Raw genomic sequence first — 18,921 nt, 5'->3', positions numbered from 1 at the left:
CGACCAGGTGAACACCGAGTTCTACTTCAAGTTCCTGCGCGCCCCCGACGGCGGCGGCCTCACCGACCCCCACCTGGTCTACGGCGAGTACCACCGGCACTACGAGGTGCTGGAGCACATCGACGGCTCCCTCGAGTTGGGGGAGTCGCCGTTGGATCCGGTGGCCGACATCGTCATTCGGCAGATCAGGTCGATCACCTGGTGTCGCCGGCGCACCGTCCAGGTGGGGCGGATCGCGGCGCGGGTGCCGCAGGAGTGGCTGTTGCCGTACGTGCACCAGCGCTACGACGATGTCGCCCTGCTCGCGGCCCCCAGGCCCGAGCCCGCGCGGGCCTAGCCCCATGGACCGCTACACCGTCATTTCGGCCGACTGCCACGCCGGTGCCGACCTGCTCGGCTACCGCGAGTACCTGGATCCGCAGTACCGGGACGAATTCGACGGCTGGGCAACGACATACGTCAACCCGTTCGGGGATCTCACCGAGCCCGAGGCCGAACGGAACTGGAACAGCGACCGGCGCAACTCCGATCTGGATACCGAAGGCATCGCGGGGGAGGTCATTTTCCCGAATACCGTGCCGCCGTTCTTTCCTCAGGCGAGCCTGGCCGCCCCGCCGCCGGAGACGGCACGTGAGCTCGAGCTGCGCTGGGCCGGCCTGCGTGCGCACAATCGGTGGCTCGCCGACTTCTGCTCCCTGTCGCCGCAGCGGCGCGCCGGGGTGGGCCAGATCCTGCTCCCGGATCTCGACGAAGCCATCGCCGAGGTGGCGCAGATCGTCAAGCTGGGCCTGCGCGGCGGCGTGCTGCTGCCCGGGATCGCCCCCGACACCGGCATTCCCCCGCTCTACGCCGAGCATTGGGAGCCGCTGTGGACGGCGTGCGCCGAGGCGGGCGTGGTGGTCAACCACCACGGCGGCAACGCCGGACCCAGCCCGACGGACGGGTGGGGCAGCTCGTTCGCGGTGTGGGTGTACGAGTCACACTGGTGGGCGCACCGAGCGTTGTGGCACTTGATCTTCAGTGGCGCACTCGATCGCCATCCGGAGCTCACCGTCGTCTTCACCGAGCAGGGCGCGGGGTGGATACCGGCGACTCTCGACTCGCTCGACGTGGCGGCGGCCCGCTACGGGCGGGCGAACTCGGCGATCGCCCGGTTCGCCGGACCCACCGCCGGCTCGCTGAGGCTGCGGCCCAGCGAGTACTGGGCCCGCCAGTGCTACGTCGGTGCCAGTTTCATGCGCCCCGTCGAGTGCGCCGAGCGGCACGGCATCGGCGTCGACCGAATCATGTGGGGAAGCGACTACCCGCACTACGAGGGGACCGCCCCCTACACGCGGGAAGCGCTGCGCCACACCTTCAGTAGCGTTCCTGCCGCCGAGGTGGCGGCCATGGTCGGGGGGAATGCGGCGGCCGTCTACGGCTTCGACCTGGAGACCCTCGCACCCCTTGTCGACCGAATCGGCCCGACCGTGGCCGACGTCGCCGAGCCGCTGGCCGCCGCGCCTGCCGACGCGCGCAGCACCGTCTTCGAACCCGACCCCATCCGTGCTTGGTAAGGAGAATCACCCGTGAACCCCTACGTCATCATCTCCGCGGACACCCACGCCGAACTCCCGACCGAGCGGTACCGCGAATACGTCGACCCCGAATACCGGGAGGACTTCGAGACCTACCTGGCCGAGAAGACTGCCGCGGCGCAGGCGGGCGGATTCATCGACGAGGAGTTCGCGCAGGAGTGGTTCTCTGAGCACGGCGACGGCATCGCCGGCGGATGGGATGTCGGGCTGCGGGACAAGGAACTCGACGGCGACGGGGTGGTCGGCGAGGTCATCTTCCCCGACGCCGACGCCGTGACCGGCGTCGCCGGGGCTCCGTTCGGGGCCGGCCTGGGTCAGTCGGGCGACCTCGACCCGGGGCGGGCCATGGCCGGGGCGCGGGCACACAACCGCTGGTTGGCCGAACTGTGCAGTCACAGCCCCGAGCGGCGAGCCGGCGTTGCGGTCGTGCCGATTTTGGCGGACGTCGACGCGGCCGTCGTCGAGATCACCCGGGCGGCCGAATCCGGGCTGCGGGGCGGGATCTTGATCCCGGCGCGGTGGGTCGGCTACCCGCCCTACCACGACCGCCGCTACGACAAGGTCTGGGCCGCCTGCCAGGACCTGCAGATGCCGGTGCACACCCACTCCGGTCCGGCTCCGCAGGAGGAATACGGCGGGCACCTGGGGATCTATGTGACCGAGGTGCGCTGGTGGGGTGCCCGTCCCCTGTGGTTCGCGTTGTGGTCGGGCGTGTTCGAGCGCTTCCCCGGGCTGCGGTGGGGCGTCACCGAGTGCGGTGCGTTTTGGGCCAACGATCTGCTCTGGCTGATGGACACGCGGTATCTGCGTGAGCACTCCGCCAAGAAGATGAGCCATCTGATGGAGGGCGATCTGACGATGCCGCCCTCGGCCTACTTCGACCGGAATTGTTTCATCGGGGCGACCACCACGGAGCGCCGGGAGCTGGCGCGCCGCTACGAGATCGGTGTATCGAACCTCTTGTGGGGCAATGACTTTCCCCACCCGGAGGGGACCTGGCCGCACACCCGGGAGTGGCTGCGTCGGTCCTTCTGGGACATCCCCGTCGAGGAGACCCGCCAAATGCTGGGCCTGGCGGCGGCCGAGCTGTACAACTTCGACCTGGACGCCCTCGCTCCGCTGGCTGCACGCATCGGCCCGACCCCTGAGGACCTGGGCCAAGACGACGCTGTGAGCATCCCCAAGTGGGAGGCGGCCCGCGAAGTGGGACGCCACTGGTTGACGGACGCGGAGCCGATCCCCGACCTCGTGGAGAGCTGACTCGAATCGCGTTAGCTGCGCAAGGCTTCGGCGCGTCCGGGAACTTTGCTGCGGGGCGCCGCGAGAGTGGTATCGTGTTGCGGCGCAGACTATCTGATCGTTTCAGGAGGTAATTGCCTCCACAAATGCGCCTGCACGGCCGGTGGACTTCTTGGGGGGCCGTGAAACAATGGCGATGATGACCGCGGTATCTGCAGGATTACCATTTTCGCCGGTGCTGGGTCGAGCGTGCCCCTGAAACGTGTTGACGAATTGAAGCCCGGAGACCGGATCCGCATGAAGATCGGGCACGCCACCGTCGTCGCGACTGAGCCGCTCGACGACGACCGCACCCTGATGACGTTCACCTACGGGACCACCGCTCCCGCCGACAACCATCTCACCGTGGATGTCCTGGATGATGACGATTGGGGCTGGTAAGTCGGCGGGAAGCCCACGCCGCGTGGGGAGTTCGCGTCGCCAGTGGCCGGCCTCGGCTCACGGCTCCGGGGGAGGGGCCGGTGGCTCCGGTGGAGGCGCCGGCGGGTTGTCCCAACTCCCCGGCGTGCCGGCGGGCACCTGCACCCCCAGCCAGTTGCACGGCATCATCGATCGCCACGCGATGAACGCGCACTGCTGGTCAGGGGTCAACGGACTAGGTCCCGCACAGGGCGGCGTTCCCGCCGTCCCACAGATCGGGTCGGCCGACGCAGGGGGTGACGTGGCGAATGTGACGACGGCGATCAGCGGCGCGATGGCCGCGATGAATGCGGTGACGAGACGTCGGGTGCGATGCATGGCCACCTCGAATCTGTAGCTCCGTGCCCAGATCGTAACTCCGGGGCTTGACCCTTGGCGGCCGTTTGAAAGCGCTCGGCGAACCGTGGGGGGTCGAAGGAAATCGGCTACCGCCTGGCGAGGAAGTTGGCTGATGTCGCTGGCTTGCGTGCGGGCGGATAATTACGGATTACGCGCAATGAAAGGCAGGTAGCAATGACCGACACCGCCTCCGACACCCCGAGCGCTCCGCCGACCCCGACGTGGACTCGCTGGCTCTACCCAATCCTGGCCATCACCGGCATCGCGGTCGGCATCGTCGTCATCGTCGCCATTATCTATCTACTCCTCGGGCAGCAGGGCTGCTGTCACTCGATGATGAAAGCCGACCCGCCGGCAGCCCAATCGATGGATTGTTGTGCGTCCATGATGAAAGACATGAAAATGCCGCCGAGGCCGGGCATGCCGTCGATGCCGGGTATGCCGTCGATGCCGAACATGCCCATGCCCGCCCCCGGCCGGTGAGGGACTAGTCACTCGGCAGGGGGTTGGCGGACTTCCCCCCGGTTAGTCAGTCGGTCTTCTGCCACGGCCCGCAGCTATGTTCAGGTCGCCCACGGGCCCACGCCGCCGACCTTCTCGATCGTGATGTGAGTCAGGTATCCGGGCGGTGCATCGGGCGGCGGGAAACCGGTGCCGGGGCCGAATATCGTCGTAGCGATGTGGTCGAGCAGTTCGGGAGCGCCGCCCTCCTCGATGCGAGCCGTGCCTTTGATCGACAGATAGGGGGTCTGCGGCCCACTGCGGTCAGTGGACACCAGGGTCACCGCCACGCGGGGATCACGCCGGATGTTGCGGATCTTCTGATGCTCCAGCAGATGAGCGGTGACCAGCTCATCACCGCCGTCGGCGGTCCTCTGCACCGTCACCCACACCAGGCTGACTTGCGGGCTGCCGTCGCGATTGATCGTGACCAGCGTTGCCGGGTCGGAACCGATGAGTTGGCGTGCGCTGTCGTCGAGTTTCATTGCGTTCTCCAGATTCGTCATGGTTCCGCGCATCGCGGTTGTCTATCCATACGACGAAGAAGCTGTGCGTGATCCGACAGCCGGACCGTCGCGCTGCTGGCGACCGGCAAGGAACTACGGAAGTGGGGAAGACGACGCGAAATCGCGCCGGCCCCGAGGCAATCTGCTAGTTAGACATAGGTACGGTCCTGCGCGCGGTTATAGCTGGTCGAGGACCGTCGCGTTGTCAGACGCTGCTCTACTCACCACACGCCTACGTTATGCGGGACTGCGGAGTGACACGGGCCTTCTCGACGAAATTATCGGACCGCCCCTTGGAGAGTAGGGGCGGCCCGATCAACTATTCAGACGGTGAGCGTCGATCCGGTTCCATCGAGTCCGCAAACGGTTACCGCTCGCACACCGCGTTGGTGGGGTGCGTGACAGATGACGCGCGCTAGTCGTGCGTCGGACTCCGTTCCGGTCATGTCCACGACATTCGCGGCGGGAGCGTTCGTCTTGACCGACTCGGTGCCCTTCCCGGCGTTCGCCAATCGGCGGGGCGCGCTCGCCCGACGTTTCAGGTCGAAGTACCTAGGCGCTCGGGCATAGGTCAACCATTGCGTAGTTCACAATGTCGTTAGCCTGATCGGGGGTGATCCCACTGGCGCCCTCGTTGCTGTCGGAGTTGTACAGAATTCGGGCCTTCACATCCCCGGGAGATAATCCGGAGGATATCGACTCACACGCCTGCCAGCCTGTCTTTAATAGCCCCGAGTCACCGTAATCGTTGGCGATCCCAGCGTTGTGCATGTCGGTGATATACGCGGTCTCGTCTGCTTGGGCAGGCGCTGCGAACGCGATCCCAGCGACCGCAGCTCCGGTCGCGAAAGCACCTGTGGTGATGAAAGTTGCGCGGAACAACATGGTCCCGAACCCCCTTTTTGGTGACATTCATGCTGGTGACGTTCCCGGATTCGTCGATTTGAGCGTAAACGCCTGCAGGATTACTCACATCGAAATTGTGAAAATTCCTCGATGAAGCTGGCTCGCGCGGTGCAGGCTGGTGGTGGCTACGTCTACATTCGCGAGGCACTCAACGTCACGTCGAACCTGTATTACGACACCAGCCACAACATCTGTCACTGGATATGCTGCTGCCCTACGAAGCGCTCTACAGATTGCTGGGTATTGCAATGCGTTCGCTGATACCGTCCGCGCTGTGGCTAAGGACAACGAGCCCGACTGGGAGCCGCTCGACCGACTGCTAGCGAATCGCCCGCAATGCGTTGCGCTGCTTAAAGATTACTTCTCACCCTTTGAAACAATCGGACGGCTCGGATACACGGGAAGCCGCTTTGAGTCGCTCTTGGGTGGCGGCGACCGGCCTGATGCGGCAAACAAGTTCGTAGCAGATGATCTCGTCGCTGTTTCGCTTCTGTCCGTCAATATACCTGCAGGACGACGCTTTACCTGCTCGACCACCCAACGGGAAGCCTTGGCGTCGCACTCCGCGCCATCCCGACCGATATCCAACTTGCTGACGCAAACGATAGTCACATCGCCGCCACCGACCAGCGACCAGCTGTGGTACGAAATCCGTGGTCTTCACATGCATTTAAGTCCCCCCTTGCCCTCTGAATCGTCTTGGCCACTATCGTCGATGCCACCCAGTGATGGGGTGTGGATTACCCGTTTCCGGTTAGTAACTATCAGGGCAGCTGGTCTTGGCGCTGTCTCGCGGCGGCGTCACTGGGTGCCGGGACCTAGGCCGACGATCGCTTTCATGGGCGTCAACTGCCCGTCGAGGCCGTGGCGATACTGGGGAACCTTAAGCGTAGCAATGCGTTCGGAGTCGAACCCGAGCGCCAGGCCGCGTCCTTTGTCGCCATATCCGGCCCACTGAGTGACTTCGTCGGGTAATTCGGTGAAGCACGCAACAAACATGGCGTCGTCAAACAGCATCAGGTCCCTGGCGTTCATTAGCCTCAGCGCTTCAAGCTGCGCCCGATACGCCTCGGAGTGATCTCCCGGCTGGTCAACGAGGTGGTCAAGCCGCTCCACGAACTCGTTCCACGTGTAAACCAGCTCGCCGGAATCGTTGAGGTACCTGAAGTCGGTGGCCCACAATGCGGCGTTCTCGATAACGCCTTTGAACGCCTGCGTGTCCGTGTAGTGATAAACGATGGCCACGCCATCAACCTAGCGGGGCTGGTTTACCTCCAGGCCGAGTTGTTGCGCGAGCTGCTGCATTCCTTCGTTCGCCTCGCGCACGTTAGACGCGATCGGTGAGATGGGACGAGGGGTAAAGAGCCAGACGAGACGTTGAACTTCTGCGGTGGGCAGAGCTGGTAGCGAACGCACACTCGGCATCTGCTTCGCGCCGGGCAGCACCTCAAGCACTTCGATGCCACGCCAGCGGTTGTACTGCTTGAAGTTTTTGAGGCAATCCGTGATAGCTCATCGAATTCGCTCAATGGTGGTTCGTAGTCGCGAATGACGACGCGGATAGCTACGACCAGGCTGTGGCCAAGTGTCCACGACACTTGGGTAAGCCCATACACTTTTCCGCCTGGTGGGGCTATGGTGACCGGGCCGATTCCGCAGAGCGAGTGTCGGTGTTCCGGGCGCTGGGTATGACCGATGAACACATGCCAGTCCGGGATGTCCTCGCCAGCATAGATTTTCGCCGTATCGCCCGGTTCGATGAGAAATGTTTGCTCGAAATACAGGCGCAGTAGCGCGATTTTGATTGCCCAGCGCCGAAATTGCGCTGAATCACATCGGTTGTCATCGTTGTTGGGATCGAAGACCCACGGCTCCGCGATTGAATCCAGGTCGTTCATCCAGGTGTTGTTGCACGGTGCGCATACCCGCTTGACGCTGGTGGAGAAGAGGTCTTCCGACTTCGTTCGTACCGCGGAATTATCTTGCCCGTATTGGGTGAACTTTCGTTCGAAAAACGGCAGCTCCACCAGGTGCTCGCTGGTATCGATCTTGTGCTTCCATGACGACCGGAAGATGTGCTCGCGGGTGATCGGGGCGTCACCTTCACAGAACATGCAGGTCGGCCGCGTGCGGTTGCGCTTGCTGGCCACGTTAGGAAGCCGGTTCCCAACGCCAACAATCATTGTTGGCGCAACAATCTTTTCGCCGTCAGCGGTCACGCCGTGGTCTCTGTTACGGCAGAGTTCGGCGGGCTGATAACAGTTGCCTCCGTTGCTGACTGGCTGGCAGGTTGACGGCGAGAGCGGCGGCGCAGGAGCCGTCGGCGCGAAGAATGCTGTGGAAAGCGCGAGGGCGGCCAGGACGTTCATGCCGCCTATTGTTGCGCCGACGTCACGCGGTGCCCCGGGAATGCCCGTGCTCGGAATCTTCCCCGGCCGTAGGGAACCTGCCGCCTGCCGCTGCGTCTGTGTCGGCCCGGTTTCCGGCTGGTCTCTCCTGCCGGCCGGGGCCGGGCTGACGCATTTGGCCGCGCTCGACCCACTAATTACCAGCGGACGATGGGGTGTGGCGCTTTAGACGATGGCCGCATTGCTCGCATGCAAACGCCGTTTGGCTTGTCAGTACTGCCTGGACATACTGGCACTTAAAGCATTTGACGTTGCTGGTGGGAAAGTGGTGCCCGCAGTACCTGCATAGCTTTGCATCGGCGAGGACGGTTTCCGCGCAGTCCGGACACTTCTTGGTTTGTGCTTGCAGCGCGGCCGGCCCGTTGATTGCTTGAGGGGCGTTACTCTCCCCAGGGCGCGGCGGCAGGTCACTCCATTCCCTACCGTTCCAATATCGCTGGCTCCCAGTCCCTGCTGGGTTGGGGTACCAGCCAGCTGCTTGCATGCCAGGAGCTTGACTACGCAGGAAAAGCTCGATGATGACGCCGAGCACGCCCAGCAACCCGCCGAGTAGTAAGCCTTCGGTCCAGTTGCGGTTCTTCGACTTAGCGATTGCCGCTCCGATTGCGGCGCAAAACAGCCAGAGCAGTATCGCGGTCTCCAGATTCACAAACTTCGAGGCTAGGTGGCGACGCAGGCGCAATGGGGCGTTTTCAACGAAATGGAGGCCGGGTGGCGAACCCATGTGAATTTGGTGGCTCTGGTGTCCCGAGCGTGCGGTCATAGCTGGTCGACAACCGTCGCGACGATGTTGAGAGCCCGCGCTGCGCCCTCGGAATCATAGCCCGTTATTGGCACGTAGTTTGGCACGCAACTCGTATAGCTCAACTAGGTACCATGGTTGAAATGCTAAAACGCTGGTGCGCGATACTGGGATTGAATAGTTGTGCGAGCAAATTTGTCCCCATCGCCACCACCAGCCTAAATACGGTGTTTAGCTGCTGGTATGTGTCAAGCTATCGCGAGACAATATTGGACATTGCTACCCAGACGATGGCACCCTTATTGCGTTTATATTGCGCGCGATAGCAGGATAGGGGCGATAAGGGTGGCACGGCAGCGGCGCGGGTTCGGACGCATCCGGCAGTTCAATTCGGGTCGCTGGCAGGCGTCCTACACCGGCCCCGATAGCCGGGTGTACATCGCACCTCACACGTTCGCGGCGAAGATCGACGCCGAAGGCTGGCTGACAGACCGCCGCCGCGAGATTGACCGGGAACTGTGGTCACCGCCGGCGACCGCCGAGCAGAAGCAATCCAAGCGCACAGCCGAAATCAAGTTCGACGACTATGCCCGCAAGTGGGTCGAGACGCGCACCGTGAAGGGCCGTCCATTGCGTCCGCGCACCCGCGAGCACTACGAACAACTGTTGGAAGCTCACATCTACCCGACGTTCCAGAGCAAGGCCGTCCGCGACATCACGATGGGGTCCGTTGACCGTTGGTACGCCAAGGTTGCTCCCAATGCGCCGACTACCCGCGCACATGCTTACGGGTTGTTGCGAACGATCATGGAGACGGCCCGCAAGCGTGACCGGCTGATTGACGTCAACCCGTGCGAGATTATCGGCGGCGGCAGCACCGAGCGTAAGAGCAAGACCAAGCCAGCGACGTATGCAGAGCTTGACATCATCGTCTCCGAGATGCCCGAACATCTGGCGCCAATGGTTGTGTTGGCTACCTGGTGCGCGATGCGAGACGGCGAGCTGGTCGAGTTGCGGCGCAACGACATCAACATCTACGAGGTTGTGGAGCGTGACCAGGAGGCCAACGAGACCAAGGTTCGGCAGGGTGTGATCCACATACGTCGGGCAGCGTCTCGGATCAAGGGCGGCTGGGAAATTGGGCTGCCAAAGAGCGAGGCCGGTATCCGCGACGTCGCCATTCCGCCACACGTACTCCCAGCGATTGAGGCACATTTAGCATCTAAATACGTTGGTAACGAGAAGGATTCATTGCTATTTCCTCCGCAGCGGGGGGAGGCTGACGCGAACGGCCAGCCCGTGCGATTGCAGCCGTCCACCCTGTATCGGCATTACTACAAGGCCAGGGCTGCGGCCAAGCGCACAGACCTTCGGTTCCACGACCTGCGGCACACCGGCGCAACGTTGTATGCGCAGACGGGGGCAACCCTCGGAGAACTGATGGACCGCATCGGGCACTCATCGCCACAGGCCGCGATGCGCTACCAGCACGTCGGGCAGGGGAGAGACGCGAAGCTCGCGGCGGCAATGTCAAAGCTTGCCCAGCAGTGACACGCCGGGGCGCTATTGCCTTGCCTTGTCGAACATGTGTGCTAACTTTTGCTGTGTAAGTTTGTGGACGCGTACAGCAACGAAACTTCCCGGTGAGTCACGAAACGGTTTGACCGGGCGCGTCCAGTCAAAAGGTAGGGCACCCAATCACATGGTGCCTGACTGGATTCGTTGCGGAGTACCCATGAGTCTCACTGATGTTCCCTTGCGGCCCACTATTGCTCAGGCCGCGACCCGGCTGAACTGTTCGGACAAGACGGTCCGGCGGATGATCGCGGATGGCCGTTTAAAGGCTTACCGGATCGGGGGCCGTTCGACCATTCGAGTCGACCGCGATTCGTTGTTGGCACTCGAAAAGCCAATGTTCGCAGCTTAGTTCGCTTAACCCCTTGGCTAAGGAAGACGCAGGCTCATGAATGATGAAGAGTTCTTTTTGAAGTCCGATAGTGATCAGTTGAGGAAGATTCACGGGTGGGCATGTGCTCGTTATGTGTCACCGTGGGCGGTGTTGTTTGGGGTGTTGCTTCGGGTCGCTGCCAGCGTCCCGCCCAATGTGCAGTTGCCGGCGGTCATCGGCGGTCGAGCCAGTCTAAATCTGTTGTGCGCGTTCGTGGGGAGGTCCGGAGCAGGCAAGGGGAGCAGTGCCAAGGTTGCGGCCTTGGCATGGCCTGTCGAAATCCTGACGCTCCCTCTCGGCTCGGGTCAGGGGATTGCCGAAGTGTTTGCGCGGCGGTCTGGATCAGGTGAGATTGAGCCAGTCATCTTCGAGGTGCCAGAAGTCGATGCCCTTACCGCGTTGACGAAAACCCAAGGCAGCGTCTTGTTGCCGACGGTGAAGAGTCTGGCGATGGGTGAGCAGATCGGGCAGACCAACGCGACAAAAGACAGTAGCCGCAACGTTCCGGCTCATTCCTATCGAGCGTGCCTGTCAGTTGGAGTGCAGCCGGGTCACGCCAATGTCATCTTCGGAGACACGACCGGTGGCACTCCGCAACGGTTCCTATGGGTGCCAGTGACCGACCCGAACATCGCAGATGGCGATTTCAGAGACCCCGCGCCGTTGGTGACGGACCTGCCGATATGGAATCCAGGTGCTGACGATGTCGTGGACATCACGTACGGATTCCCGGAGATTGTGCCCGCTATCCGCGCGGCCAATATCGCGCGGAATCGTGGCGAGGCTGACGCGCTTGATGGTCATGCCGTGCTGACCCGTTGCAAGGTCGCCGCGCTCCTGGCGATCATGCATCGTCGCTCCGAGGTGACCGAATGGGACTGGGACAAGTCGGGGAAGATCATGGCGGTGTCCGACCGGACTCGCGCCTCACTGCTAAAGCAGGAGGCCGAAATTCGGGCCGCTGCATTTCGCGAGCGTGGCAAGAATGATGCTCTCCGCTGCGAGGGGCGTGAGGACTACAAACGTGAGCAACTTGAGTCGGTGAAGGCCAGCATCGTCGCGGTGCTGACCAAGCGGGGCGGGGTTGCGTCGGCCAGCGATTTGAACTCGGCATTGGGAAAGCCGCACCGTCGGAAGCTACTTGCACAGGCCCTCGCCGAGTTAGTTGATGAGGGTCGGGTGCTGGCCATTTCTGTTGCCGGCGGCACCCGCTATCGGCTGACGGGGACCGTTCAGGGTGAACAGTCCGTTCAGGGGGTGTCGTCGCATGTCAGCGGAGATGAACGTCGCGTTCAGGATGAACGCTCGGCCACCGTTGTAAGCATGGAAGCGCACCGGCCACAGAAGACGGATACGTCGAGAATTTCATGCCAGAAATGGTTCGATGGGCACCTTGCTGAGCTGCGCGCCAAGGGCCACGACACCGTGGAGGGGGCCGCTGTGCGGGAGGCGGGGGAAGCCGCAGGATATGCGAAGAATCAACTGTATGTTGCTGCCAACACCAGGGGCCACAAGGGAACTCACTGGACGCTGGCCGGCTGAGCGCCTAGTAGTTCGGGCCGTTTCCGACCTAGAACGGTCCCTCGTATTCCTCTTCCTCTTCCTCTTCCTCTTCTTCGGGTCCTGGGCCGTCGTATCCAGCCCAAGGGTCGTCGTCTATCTCGTGCTCTTCTTCGTCGTCGGGTCCTGGGCCTTCGTATCCAGCCCAAGGGTCGTCGTCTATCTCGTACCCGACGTCATCTTCCGCATCGTCTTCGGGGACCTGCCCTACCGGTGGCTTCGGCAAGTTCTCAACGGGCTGCCCGACAAGGCCCCATTTTGTGTAGTCCGGCCCCTGAGAGGAAGGGGGCTCCACGGGCCTGTTCACGCGCACGCTCACGGGCACCGGGAAGTCGATACCCATCAAGACCGCCTCCCCTGGGATCAAGCCAGGCAAGAGGCGCGTCGCCGAGTGATCTAGTTCGGCCGCCGCCTGCTCGACACGCTGCCGATCGCGGCCGTCTGACAAGCGATGAGCGATAGTCATCCCCACCTGGCTCAAAACTCCCGCAGGAAGGTCCCCCGGACGCTGCGTGGCAGCGCACACGGTCAAGCCGTACTTCCTACCTTCCTTTGCAACCAAGTCGAATGCGTTGAGCCGAGCACTCGCGAACTCGTCTCCCACTGTCACGTCAAAGAATTGATGTGCCTCATCTATCGCGGCGACCATCGGGATGCTTCGAAATAAACCCTCACGCGCCCATCCGAGCAGTGTTTGACCAAGGATATTCACAACAATCTCGCGCAAGTTATTTGCGAACGTCAAATTCTTGAGCGACACGCGGAGAACGTGGGCGTCCGTTTGTTCGATCCAAGCCTTAATGACCTGAGTAGCATCCATCGTGTCCGGCGGCGGATCAATAACACTCATTACCTCCGGGATCTGTAACAAGTCATTTACCCTGCTTACGAGCGTTCCGACGTACCCCAGCTCACTATTGCTTACACCCCCAAATTGCCTAGAGTCGTTTTGAGCTGTGGCAAACACGCACTCCTGCTGGATCTGAATCGCAAGTTGTCGAATGTCAAACGGCGCATGAAGGCCCTCGACCGCGACCATATAAGTCTCTGCCGCTTCCCGATATAGAATGCGGCTCTTTCCCATTTTCACGATATAACCATCGGCGTGTACGATCGCGCTGTGCTCAGATCGCGCATCCGGATCGTGCGATATTGCGTAAGCAAGCCGTAGTGTACGTACCGCCTCACGCAATTTGGGCAGCTGCGAACCACCCGAAGGCGTCAGGAAAGCGTTGCGATCAGACTCTCTCATCATGTAGTGCGGGACGCCCACCAATTGCGAGCCTTCCGGCTCGCCGTCAGTTGATCCAAATGCGATATGCTGGGCCTTATCGCCGAGTGTATGAAACTCGCCGGTCGCATCAATCAAGAGCATCTTGCCCCGTAGATGCGCAACACTTTCCGCTAGGTGCCCGAGCGTCCAGCTTTTTCCTGAACCTGTAGCTCCGACGATGGCCAAGTGTCGGCCAAAAAGCCGAGCAAGAGGTACGCGCACCTCTACAGATTCGTCCACCGACAATCGCCCTAGCAGGAGAGCCGCCGGCTCAATAGCGCTAGCGCCGAGAACCGCCATCACGGCCTCAGTCGTGGCTGCGAAAACAGGGTCGCCTAGCCTCGGATACTTCGCTATACCCCGCGTAGCCGTACCGTCTAGGTTTAACGTTGAGAGCAGCTGAATCCGCCCCTCTGCTAGAACGTTTCGGAGTCCCTGAGCTAAGGCATCGATCTTCTGTGGTGCTATTTTAATGCCAAGAATCCGGCCGAAGATTGCGGTTCCGCCAACATCAATCAAGACAAATTCGCTGACCTCGCCACGTCCAAGGTGCTCCCCGTAGTGAGACTTCGGCAGTCGAGTCGCTGATTCGAGGCTTACATCCGCTATAGAGCCTTCGACCTGGTATATGACGCCGATCTGGCGCTCGGGTGCGAAAGGATGTCGATCCACTAGCGCGGCATCCTGTCGGCACTTGCGACGCGCTCGACATGCGCATCGCGCTCCTCAGATGAGGGCATGCCGGGCAGCAACCGAACCAAATCGTCGAAAGTGCCATTCAGAATAGAAAGCCGCTTATCACCTGCCTTAATAAGTCCTTCTATCCAACTGATTGAGTCGGGCCTATTTTCGCTACGCGCTCCTGGGGTAACTACAACTGCACGCAAGCCGACATTACTCCTTAAGCTTGCCGCGATCGGAGCTACGATATGCTCATCGTTAAACCCGAACCCGACGATGATGAGACCCACATCGGATTGTCTCAGTGCAATCTGAAAGCGCGACATAAATTCAAGATATGGTTGCTGATAGGATAATTGGTATTTTGCCGCTGAGGGATAGATCAAGACTGGGTTTTCCGGCCGCTGCTGCACCTTCTTCACAACACCGCTTGACGCATCCCAGTCGACCGAACCATGTAGCTTAAGCAAATGAAATACGCTTGGTTCGAGAGTGATTTGTTCGTGTGGTCGGCGACGCACAAAATCTATATCAAACGACGCTCCGTCAAACTCGACTCCCCCAAGTCCAAATCCATCGATGACGTTGAAGTGCGTCCGTGCCGCTGCTGTTTCGAATGCTAGATCGTAATTTGTCGTGAAAATTTGTGTCCGACGTAGGCGTGTCGAGCGACGCGCAACTTTACGTAGAAAGATTTCATGGCCGCTTACATCAGAAGCCGGGCTGATGAATGTGCACCGATCCAAGACTATGCCTTCTGCCTCTGTCACGAAAATCTGCAAGTCTTCGTTCTCTTGATCGAGTGCCAGTCGTGCCTGAGCATCAGAGAGCACGTATTCAAGATTGCGAGTCGCGACGACAGAAGACGTAAGGGCGTCTTGTATAGATTTGAACGAATCAAGCTCCTCGACATCACTCCATAGGTCAGCCATCGACGGCGCGCCGCTGTACGCAACCTCCGGAGTCGTGGACCTAATGCCAAGAGACGTGCCAAGTCCAGCGAGAACGATTAGACATTCGGCATTCGCGATCGCTCTCAGTTCGTCGGCAAGGCTGCGTTCTGCACTCAAAATTGCCGCTCGGTCTTCCTCAGACTCATCGCCGGCCGACGTGAGGCTTTGCCAGTCGCGCGTGAACGCAGCAAAAACTTCGACCGGACGGTCTTGGGACGGGTTGGCGCTGGTGGTCGATTGGGTCATCGTTTCAAAATCCAGCTCTCTTGACAGAAGCGGCGTGATGAGGGGCCGAAGTTCTGTTCGCTACGGCCCTGTTCGCGAAGAACGCGGTGGTGAACGTGCTGAATGAATGCGATCTAAGCGCTTCGATCGCCTGCGCAATAACAAGCTCCGTCCTCAACGCTCCTCCCCGGTAACCCTAGCTTTCGAAACTAAATCTGACGGTGCAGACGCGGAATCTCGGACGCTATCTCAAACGAATGTTCGGAGAGAGAAGACCCGCTGGCTGTACGAGGCGGGTGCTACTTACTTGAGGGGCCACCCCCCACCCCCACTCCCTTGGAGCCGGCCTTCTCGATGCATACGAGTACAACATGGGCGTTTGGCGGGTGGACCCGACAGGCATGGCCGACAACACAAAAACGCTCCCCGGGCACCCATACCGGTTCTGAGCGCGACCCACGGCTTATCAGGCGCTTCTGCCAGAGGTTTGCTGTTAACGCTCATTGGTGAGCGTTAACAGCTAATGATTCGCAATCCCGTAGCACGGTCAGTCTTGTCGTCGAGAACGGAGTGAGATTCATGGTCGTCGACGGGTGTGCTGCGGGCTGTCTGTGGGGTGGCGGCCGAGTGGACGGGGCCTATCGTCGTAGCAGTCGCGCCTTTTCCTCTTGGAACTCTGCCTCCGTCAAGATGCCTTCCGTCCGCAAATCGGCCAGTTTCCTTAGCTCATCGGCCACTGATGTCGAACTAGAGCTGGCTGTCGGAGCATTGGTATAGAACTGGGGATGGTTGCGAAACCACTCCTCGATTTTATTGCACATGACATCGGAACAGTCCACGACGGTCGCGATAACGGTGCCTTGTCCGAGTACGTTTAAATCTCGTTGAGCCCACTTCGCCCCTTTGGTAACGGAGAAGCCGCGAACATCGGCGATACGCACTCTGAAATGGGTCGTAAGACCTTTAAGGTATTCAGCAGTTCCATCCGGATATTCGGTGAGCACCGTGAAGGGGCCGAATTTGTGATTTATCGGAGCGTGTGGCTTGTTCGACAACTTATTCTCCATCTTGCTTGTTTTGGCGGGACGGGGGCTTATCCCATCTTGCGCCGCAGTATTGACTTGAGTCCTCGACAGCTTCGCAAGTGCCATGAATCTGGCTATACCTGATAGGAACTCTGTGACCTCTTCCATCCCTGATACAAGACCTCTAGCAGGTGAGAGCAAACGTCAGATCACGCGTTGCCACCACAACGGCCAGACATCGAACGGACAAATGCCTCCTAGCATCACCAACGACAGACGGGTCATGGTTGCACTGAATCACATTCGCGACTTCGCCTCATGGTCAACACGCGTTCGGCCACAGATGGTCCTGGCGTCGATGCCGTGACGTCCGGAGAGAGTGCGGGTGCTGCGCTGTTCAAGGCGGGCGTTGATGGGCGAAGGGGCAGCCCTCACCCTTGAGCCGCGCCTCTGTGCGAGCTATGGCTTAGGGGCTTCCACGAATGGGAGTCCGACCGCCGCTAATTTCGTTTGAAGGTTGATGTCGCCGGTGGCAACGTGGAAGGCTGATCCGGGATGCGTACTTTGCAGCAGCAGTGTTGACGCAACGAGACGGTCGTCGGGCACTGTCAGGTCGAGCCAGTCAGGAAGATTTTCGGCTATCGGCTCGATGTGCTCGAATTTCGCGACTATGTTGCTCGCTACGCGCACACCCTTGCGAACGTCGCCGTTGTTCCGTATGCCTTTCAGCCTCCGCTCGGCAGCCTGCGCGCCTTGGCGGACGATCTCACTACGCCCGCCGCGTTTTAGGTCGTCAAGTTCTCGCAGTACGACCGGTAGGAGATGGATTACATAGCGGTTGCCAAGAGTTCCCTTATAGGCAGCCAGGTCAGGGTTGTCGATTAGTGCGTTCGTATCGACCACCAGCCTCACTGCGTAATCGTCAGGTGGAAGTAAGTCGGCCAAGTCCCGAAGGTTCCCTACAGTCGTGGTGAGCTTATCCTTCGCCTGAGCGATGGTCGATGGAATATCGTGCGGTTTCTTACCGTCTCGTACAAGCCATTTCCTGAGGCGGCCCAGGTTCTCATCTAAGCGTTTGCTCACGCGAGGCGTGGGATGCGGAAACAGGAGTCGGAATCGTGGTTCCCATTCGCGCACGGTTCGTAATAACGTCATGCGACGAGACTCAAGATTGTTGTCGCTTTTGCCCCATCCCCACTCTGCGTAGCCGAAGAAGGCTATGTCGCCCCCGCCTCTATTCGGATCGACATTCTCAATCGTCGAGTCATCAAGGACGTCGAGGTATGCCTGCTGCAACTGTTCTAGTTCCGTGAGCAGTCTTTCCAGGTAACTCTCCGGCATCGCACCACCTAACTATCGTTCTACCCGAGTGATGGTGCTGTCAGGCCGCGTCCGACAGCACCCGGTATATCGTCGCGCGGCTGACGCCGAGAGTGCTTGCAATCGTGGTGGCTGACTCCCCGCTAGCATGCATTCGTCGCGCCAGTGCAATTTTCTTGTCGTCGAGTGCTTTCGGTCTACCGATGTGTTGTCCGCGAACGCGTCTCGCTTCCCGAGCTGCGGACCGGCGTTCGCGGCCAAGTTCAAGTTCAAGTTCCGCAAGACTTGCGAGCACGCCGGCCACCATCCGGCCCGTCGCGTTCGATGTGTCGATGCCTTCGCGGAGTGAACGCAGCACAATGCCGCGTTCGCCAAGTTCACGAATCGTCGCCATTACTTCGGCTGCGTTGCGCCCCAGGCGATCAATGCCCACCACGACGATGGCATCACCCTGGCGGGCGTAGTTCAGCAGGGCCGCGAGACCGGGCCGCTGCTCTCGCGTCGAGGTGCCAGAAAGCTTGTCCGAGTAGACCCGAGGCGAATCCACCCCCGCAGCGGTAAGCGCGTCGATCTGTTGGTCGAGGGACTGGTGGCCGGTGCTCACTCGGGCGTAACCGAGCTGGGTTCCGGTCCCGGCGGTGATCGTTGCCATGCACTCAGTATCTCATAATTCTCAGAACTCATCGGTATGAGACACCGATTTTGCGTCAACTTTTGAGACAACCCGAACTCGTAGTTTCTACTACACATTCGTTTCCGGTCTTCATGTCTCAATTCTTTAGTTTTGCAACAGGCGAGGTTGGAGTGCGCATCGCTGCTTGTCGCGATCGGTGAGCGCGATGCTTGCAATCCACAGACGTCGATTTATCCACGACACGACTTCTACGAAGCGTGGCACTCGTCATGGCTCGCTCGTCGCCGCTAGGGTGAAGCACTACAGCCGCAACCAAGGTGGGTTTGGAGAAACCATGGGCACCCCTGCTCACGACCCTCGCTCAGAGGCGCAAGCCGCGCATGAACGGGCGATGACAGAAGTATCTGACGTACTGGTTAACGTCGAACACGCTCTAGCCAGAGCGAAGAAAGCGAAGAAGCGACTCGGCCCGAGCCCTGAGGAGAGCAACGCGCTGCTCGCGCTGGGCGATGCGATCAAGAGCCTCGAACAGGTTCGGACCCGACTTCAAAAGGATGCCTACTTCGCGGGGAATGAAATGCGACTCGTCTAGCCGCCTGCTGGT

The 18,921-nt window shown here is 60.6% G+C and carries 20 protein-coding genes and 1 pseudogene; 10 read left to right on the top strand and 11 right to left on the bottom strand.

Going from position 1 to position 18,921, the window contains the following annotated elements; genetic code table 11:
* From A5775_RS16705 to A5775_RS16690, 4 genes are all read left to right on the top strand, one after another.
* On the top strand, nt 1-337 hold a 337-nt coding region (locus tag A5775_RS16705), incomplete at its 5' end, for an acetoacetate decarboxylase family protein (protein WP_197512655.1).
* Between the two features lie 4 nt (nt 338-341).
* Complete coding sequence (locus tag A5775_RS16700; protein ID WP_067254654.1) at nt 342-1,556, top strand: amidohydrolase family protein; 1,215 nt, start codon at nt 342-344, stop codon at nt 1,554-1,556.
* A gap of 12 nt (nt 1,557-1,568) precedes the next feature.
* A complete protein-coding gene (locus A5775_RS16695) occupies nt 1,569-2,837 on the top strand; it encodes an amidohydrolase family protein (protein WP_067254650.1) in 1,269 nt (422 codons plus the stop codon).
* Nucleotides 2,838-3,065: 228 nt separating this feature from the next.
* A complete protein-coding gene (locus A5775_RS16690) occupies nt 3,066-3,257 on the top strand; it encodes a hypothetical protein (protein WP_067254646.1) in 192 nt (63 codons plus the stop codon).
* Nucleotides 3,258-3,314: 57 nt separating this feature from the next.
* Here A5775_RS16690 and A5775_RS25685 read toward each other — a convergent pair whose 3' ends face one another.
* Nucleotides 3,315-3,620, bottom strand: coding sequence for a hypothetical protein (locus A5775_RS25685; RefSeq protein WP_197512653.1), 306 nt, complete (start codon nt 3,618-3,620; stop codon nt 3,315-3,317).
* Nucleotides 3,621-3,809: 189 nt separating this feature from the next.
* Here A5775_RS25685 and A5775_RS25510 point away from each other — a divergent pair, with 189 nt between their 5' ends.
* On the top strand, nt 3,810-4,118 hold the full coding sequence (locus tag A5775_RS25510; RefSeq protein ID WP_156660739.1) for a hypothetical protein: 309 nt from the start codon (nt 3,810-3,812) through the stop codon (nt 4,116-4,118).
* An 80-nt stretch (nt 4,119-4,198) separates the two neighbouring features.
* Here the strand turns inward: A5775_RS25510 and A5775_RS16680 are convergent, their stop codons facing one another.
* Both A5775_RS16680 and A5775_RS16675 read right to left on the bottom strand, forming a co-directional pair.
* Nucleotides 4,199-4,621: a TIGR03618 family F420-dependent PPOX class oxidoreductase gene (locus A5775_RS16680; protein ID WP_067254680.1), complete on the bottom strand. Its 423-nt coding sequence runs from the start codon at nt 4,619-4,621 to the stop codon at nt 4,199-4,201.
* 573 nt (nt 4,622-5,194) lie between these two features.
* Entirely contained in the window at nt 5,195-5,527 is a 333-nt protein-coding gene (locus tag A5775_RS16675; RefSeq protein ID WP_197512651.1) for a DUF732 domain-containing protein, read from the bottom strand.
* Nucleotides 5,528-5,666: 139 nt separating this feature from the next.
* Here A5775_RS16675 and A5775_RS26295 point away from each other — a divergent pair.
* A pseudogene (locus tag A5775_RS26295) lies at nt 5,667-6,083 on the top strand (DUF6308 family protein); the annotation flags it as partial.
* 266 nt (nt 6,084-6,349) lie between these two features.
* On the opposite strand, the gene A5775_RS16670 reads toward A5775_RS26295, so the two are convergent.
* The 3 genes from A5775_RS16670 to A5775_RS26290 all read right to left on the bottom strand — a co-directional run bounded on the left by A5775_RS16670 (nt 6,350) and on the right by A5775_RS26290 (nt 8,440).
* Nucleotides 6,350-6,793: a DUF2971 domain-containing protein gene (locus tag A5775_RS16670; RefSeq protein ID WP_067254637.1), complete on the bottom strand. Its 444-nt coding sequence runs from the start codon at nt 6,791-6,793 to the stop codon at nt 6,350-6,352.
* Between the two features lie 23 nt (nt 6,794-6,816).
* A complete protein-coding gene (locus A5775_RS25505) occupies nt 6,817-7,917 on the bottom strand; it encodes a hypothetical protein (protein ID WP_156660738.1) in 1,101 nt (366 codons plus the stop codon).
* Nucleotides 7,918-8,089: 172 nt separating this feature from the next.
* Nucleotides 8,090-8,440, bottom strand: a complete 351-nt coding sequence (locus tag A5775_RS26290; protein WP_369827884.1) for a zinc ribbon domain-containing protein — start codon at nt 8,438-8,440, stop codon at nt 8,090-8,092.
* A gap of 603 nt (nt 8,441-9,043) precedes the next feature.
* Here A5775_RS26290 and A5775_RS16665 point away from each other — a divergent pair.
* From A5775_RS16665 to A5775_RS16660, 3 genes are read left to right on the top strand one after another with little or no spacing between them, the layout of a single operon-like run.
* The gene (locus A5775_RS16665) at nt 9,044-10,249 is read left to right on the top strand and encodes a site-specific integrase (protein WP_067254633.1); all 1,206 of its coding nucleotides are present in this window, start codon (nt 9,044-9,046) and stop codon (nt 10,247-10,249) included.
* A gap of 34 nt (nt 10,250-10,283) precedes the next feature.
* Complete coding sequence (locus tag A5775_RS26285; RefSeq protein WP_369827883.1) at nt 10,284-10,625, top strand: helix-turn-helix domain-containing protein; 342 nt, start codon at nt 10,284-10,286, stop codon at nt 10,623-10,625.
* Between the two features lie 36 nt (nt 10,626-10,661).
* The gene (locus tag A5775_RS16660; protein WP_067254630.1) at nt 10,662-12,188 is read left to right on the top strand and encodes a hypothetical protein; all 1,527 of its coding nucleotides are present in this window, start codon (nt 10,662-10,664) and stop codon (nt 12,186-12,188) included.
* 28 nt (nt 12,189-12,216) lie between these two features.
* On the opposite strand, the gene A5775_RS16655 is transcribed toward A5775_RS16660, so the two are convergent.
* The 5 genes from A5775_RS16655 to A5775_RS16640 all read right to left on the bottom strand — a co-directional run bounded on the left by A5775_RS16655 (nt 12,217) and on the right by A5775_RS16640 (nt 18,335).
* Nucleotides 12,217-13,779 carry an ATP-binding protein gene (locus A5775_RS16655; protein WP_255362116.1) on the bottom strand — a complete coding sequence of 521 codons (1,563 nt, stop codon included), beginning with the start codon at nt 13,777-13,779 and terminating at the stop codon, nt 12,217-12,219.
* 371 nt (nt 13,780-14,150) lie between these two features.
* Nucleotides 14,151-15,359, bottom strand: coding sequence for an SIR2 family protein (locus tag A5775_RS25015; RefSeq protein ID WP_082953053.1), 1,209 nt, complete (start codon nt 15,357-15,359; stop codon nt 14,151-14,153).
* Nucleotides 15,360-15,976: 617 nt separating this feature from the next.
* Nucleotides 15,977-16,531 carry an SHOCT domain-containing protein gene (locus tag A5775_RS25500; RefSeq protein WP_156660737.1) on the bottom strand — a complete coding sequence of 185 codons (555 nt, stop codon included), beginning with the start codon at nt 16,529-16,531 and terminating at the stop codon, nt 15,977-15,979.
* Between the two features lie 291 nt (nt 16,532-16,822).
* Entirely contained in the window at nt 16,823-17,704 is an 882-nt protein-coding gene (locus A5775_RS16645) for a PIN domain-containing protein (protein ID WP_067254617.1), read from the bottom strand.
* A 40-nt stretch (nt 17,705-17,744) separates the two neighbouring features.
* Nucleotides 17,745-18,335: a recombinase family protein gene (locus tag A5775_RS16640; protein WP_067254614.1), complete on the bottom strand. Its 591-nt coding sequence runs from the start codon at nt 18,333-18,335 to the stop codon at nt 17,745-17,747.
* A gap of 316 nt (nt 18,336-18,651) precedes the next feature.
* Here A5775_RS16640 and A5775_RS16635 point away from each other — a divergent pair, with 316 nt between their 5' ends.
* A complete protein-coding gene (locus A5775_RS16635) occupies nt 18,652-18,909 on the top strand; it encodes a hypothetical protein (RefSeq protein WP_156660736.1) in 258 nt (85 codons plus the stop codon).
* Nucleotides 18,910-18,921: the final 12 nt, after the last annotated feature.

It is taken from the genome of Mycobacterium sp. 852002-10029_SCH5224772 (genome assembly GCF_001667315.1).
Lineage (GTDB): Bacteria > Actinomycetota > Actinomycetes > Mycobacteriales > Mycobacteriaceae > Mycobacterium.
Note: the sequence above shows the minus strand (reverse complement) of the source record. Positions and strands in the feature narration are given on the sequence as shown.

Bases quoted from the DNA above. Each gene is read 5' to 3' on its own strand.
- A5775_RS16700 (WP_067254654.1), top strand. From the start codon at position 342: ATGGACCGCTACACCGTCATTTCGGCCGACTGCCACGCCGGTGCCGAC.
- A5775_RS25510 (WP_156660739.1), top strand. From the start codon at position 3,810: ATGACCGACACCGCCTCCGACACCCCGAGCGCTCCGCCGACCCCGACG.
- A5775_RS16680 (WP_067254680.1), bottom strand. From the start codon at position 4,621: ATGAAACTCGACGACAGCGCACGCCAACTCATCGGTTCCGACCCGGCA.
- A5775_RS16675 (WP_197512651.1), bottom strand. From the start codon at position 5,527: ATGTTGTTCCGCGCAACTTTCATCACCACAGGTGCTTTCGCGACCGGA.
- A5775_RS25505 (WP_156660738.1), bottom strand. From the start codon at position 7,917: ATGAACGTCCTGGCCGCCCTCGCGCTTTCCACAGCATTCTTCGCGCCG.
- A5775_RS26290 (WP_369827884.1), bottom strand. From the start codon at position 8,440: ATGCAAGCAGCTGGCTGGTACCCCAACCCAGCAGGGACTGGGAGCCAG.
- A5775_RS26285 (WP_369827883.1), top strand. From the start codon at position 10,284: ATGTGTGCTAACTTTTGCTGTGTAAGTTTGTGGACGCGTACAGCAACG.
- A5775_RS16660 (WP_067254630.1), top strand. From the start codon at position 10,662: ATGAATGATGAAGAGTTCTTTTTGAAGTCCGATAGTGATCAGTTGAGG.
- A5775_RS16655 (WP_255362116.1), bottom strand. From the start codon at position 13,779: ATGGCGGTTCTCGGCGCTAGCGCTATTGAGCCGGCGGCTCTCCTGCTA.
- A5775_RS25015 (WP_082953053.1), bottom strand. From the start codon at position 15,359: ATGACCCAATCGACCACCAGCGCCAACCCGTCCCAAGACCGTCCGGTC.
- A5775_RS25500 (WP_156660737.1), bottom strand. From the start codon at position 16,531: ATGGAAGAGGTCACAGAGTTCCTATCAGGTATAGCCAGATTCATGGCA.
- A5775_RS16645 (WP_067254617.1), bottom strand. From the start codon at position 17,704: ATGCCGGAGAGTTACCTGGAAAGACTGCTCACGGAACTAGAACAGTTG.
- A5775_RS16640 (WP_067254614.1), bottom strand. From the start codon at position 18,335: ATGGCAACGATCACCGCCGGGACCGGAACCCAGCTCGGTTACGCCCGA.
- A5775_RS16635 (WP_156660736.1), top strand. From the start codon at position 18,652: ATGGGCACCCCTGCTCACGACCCTCGCTCAGAGGCGCAAGCCGCGCAT.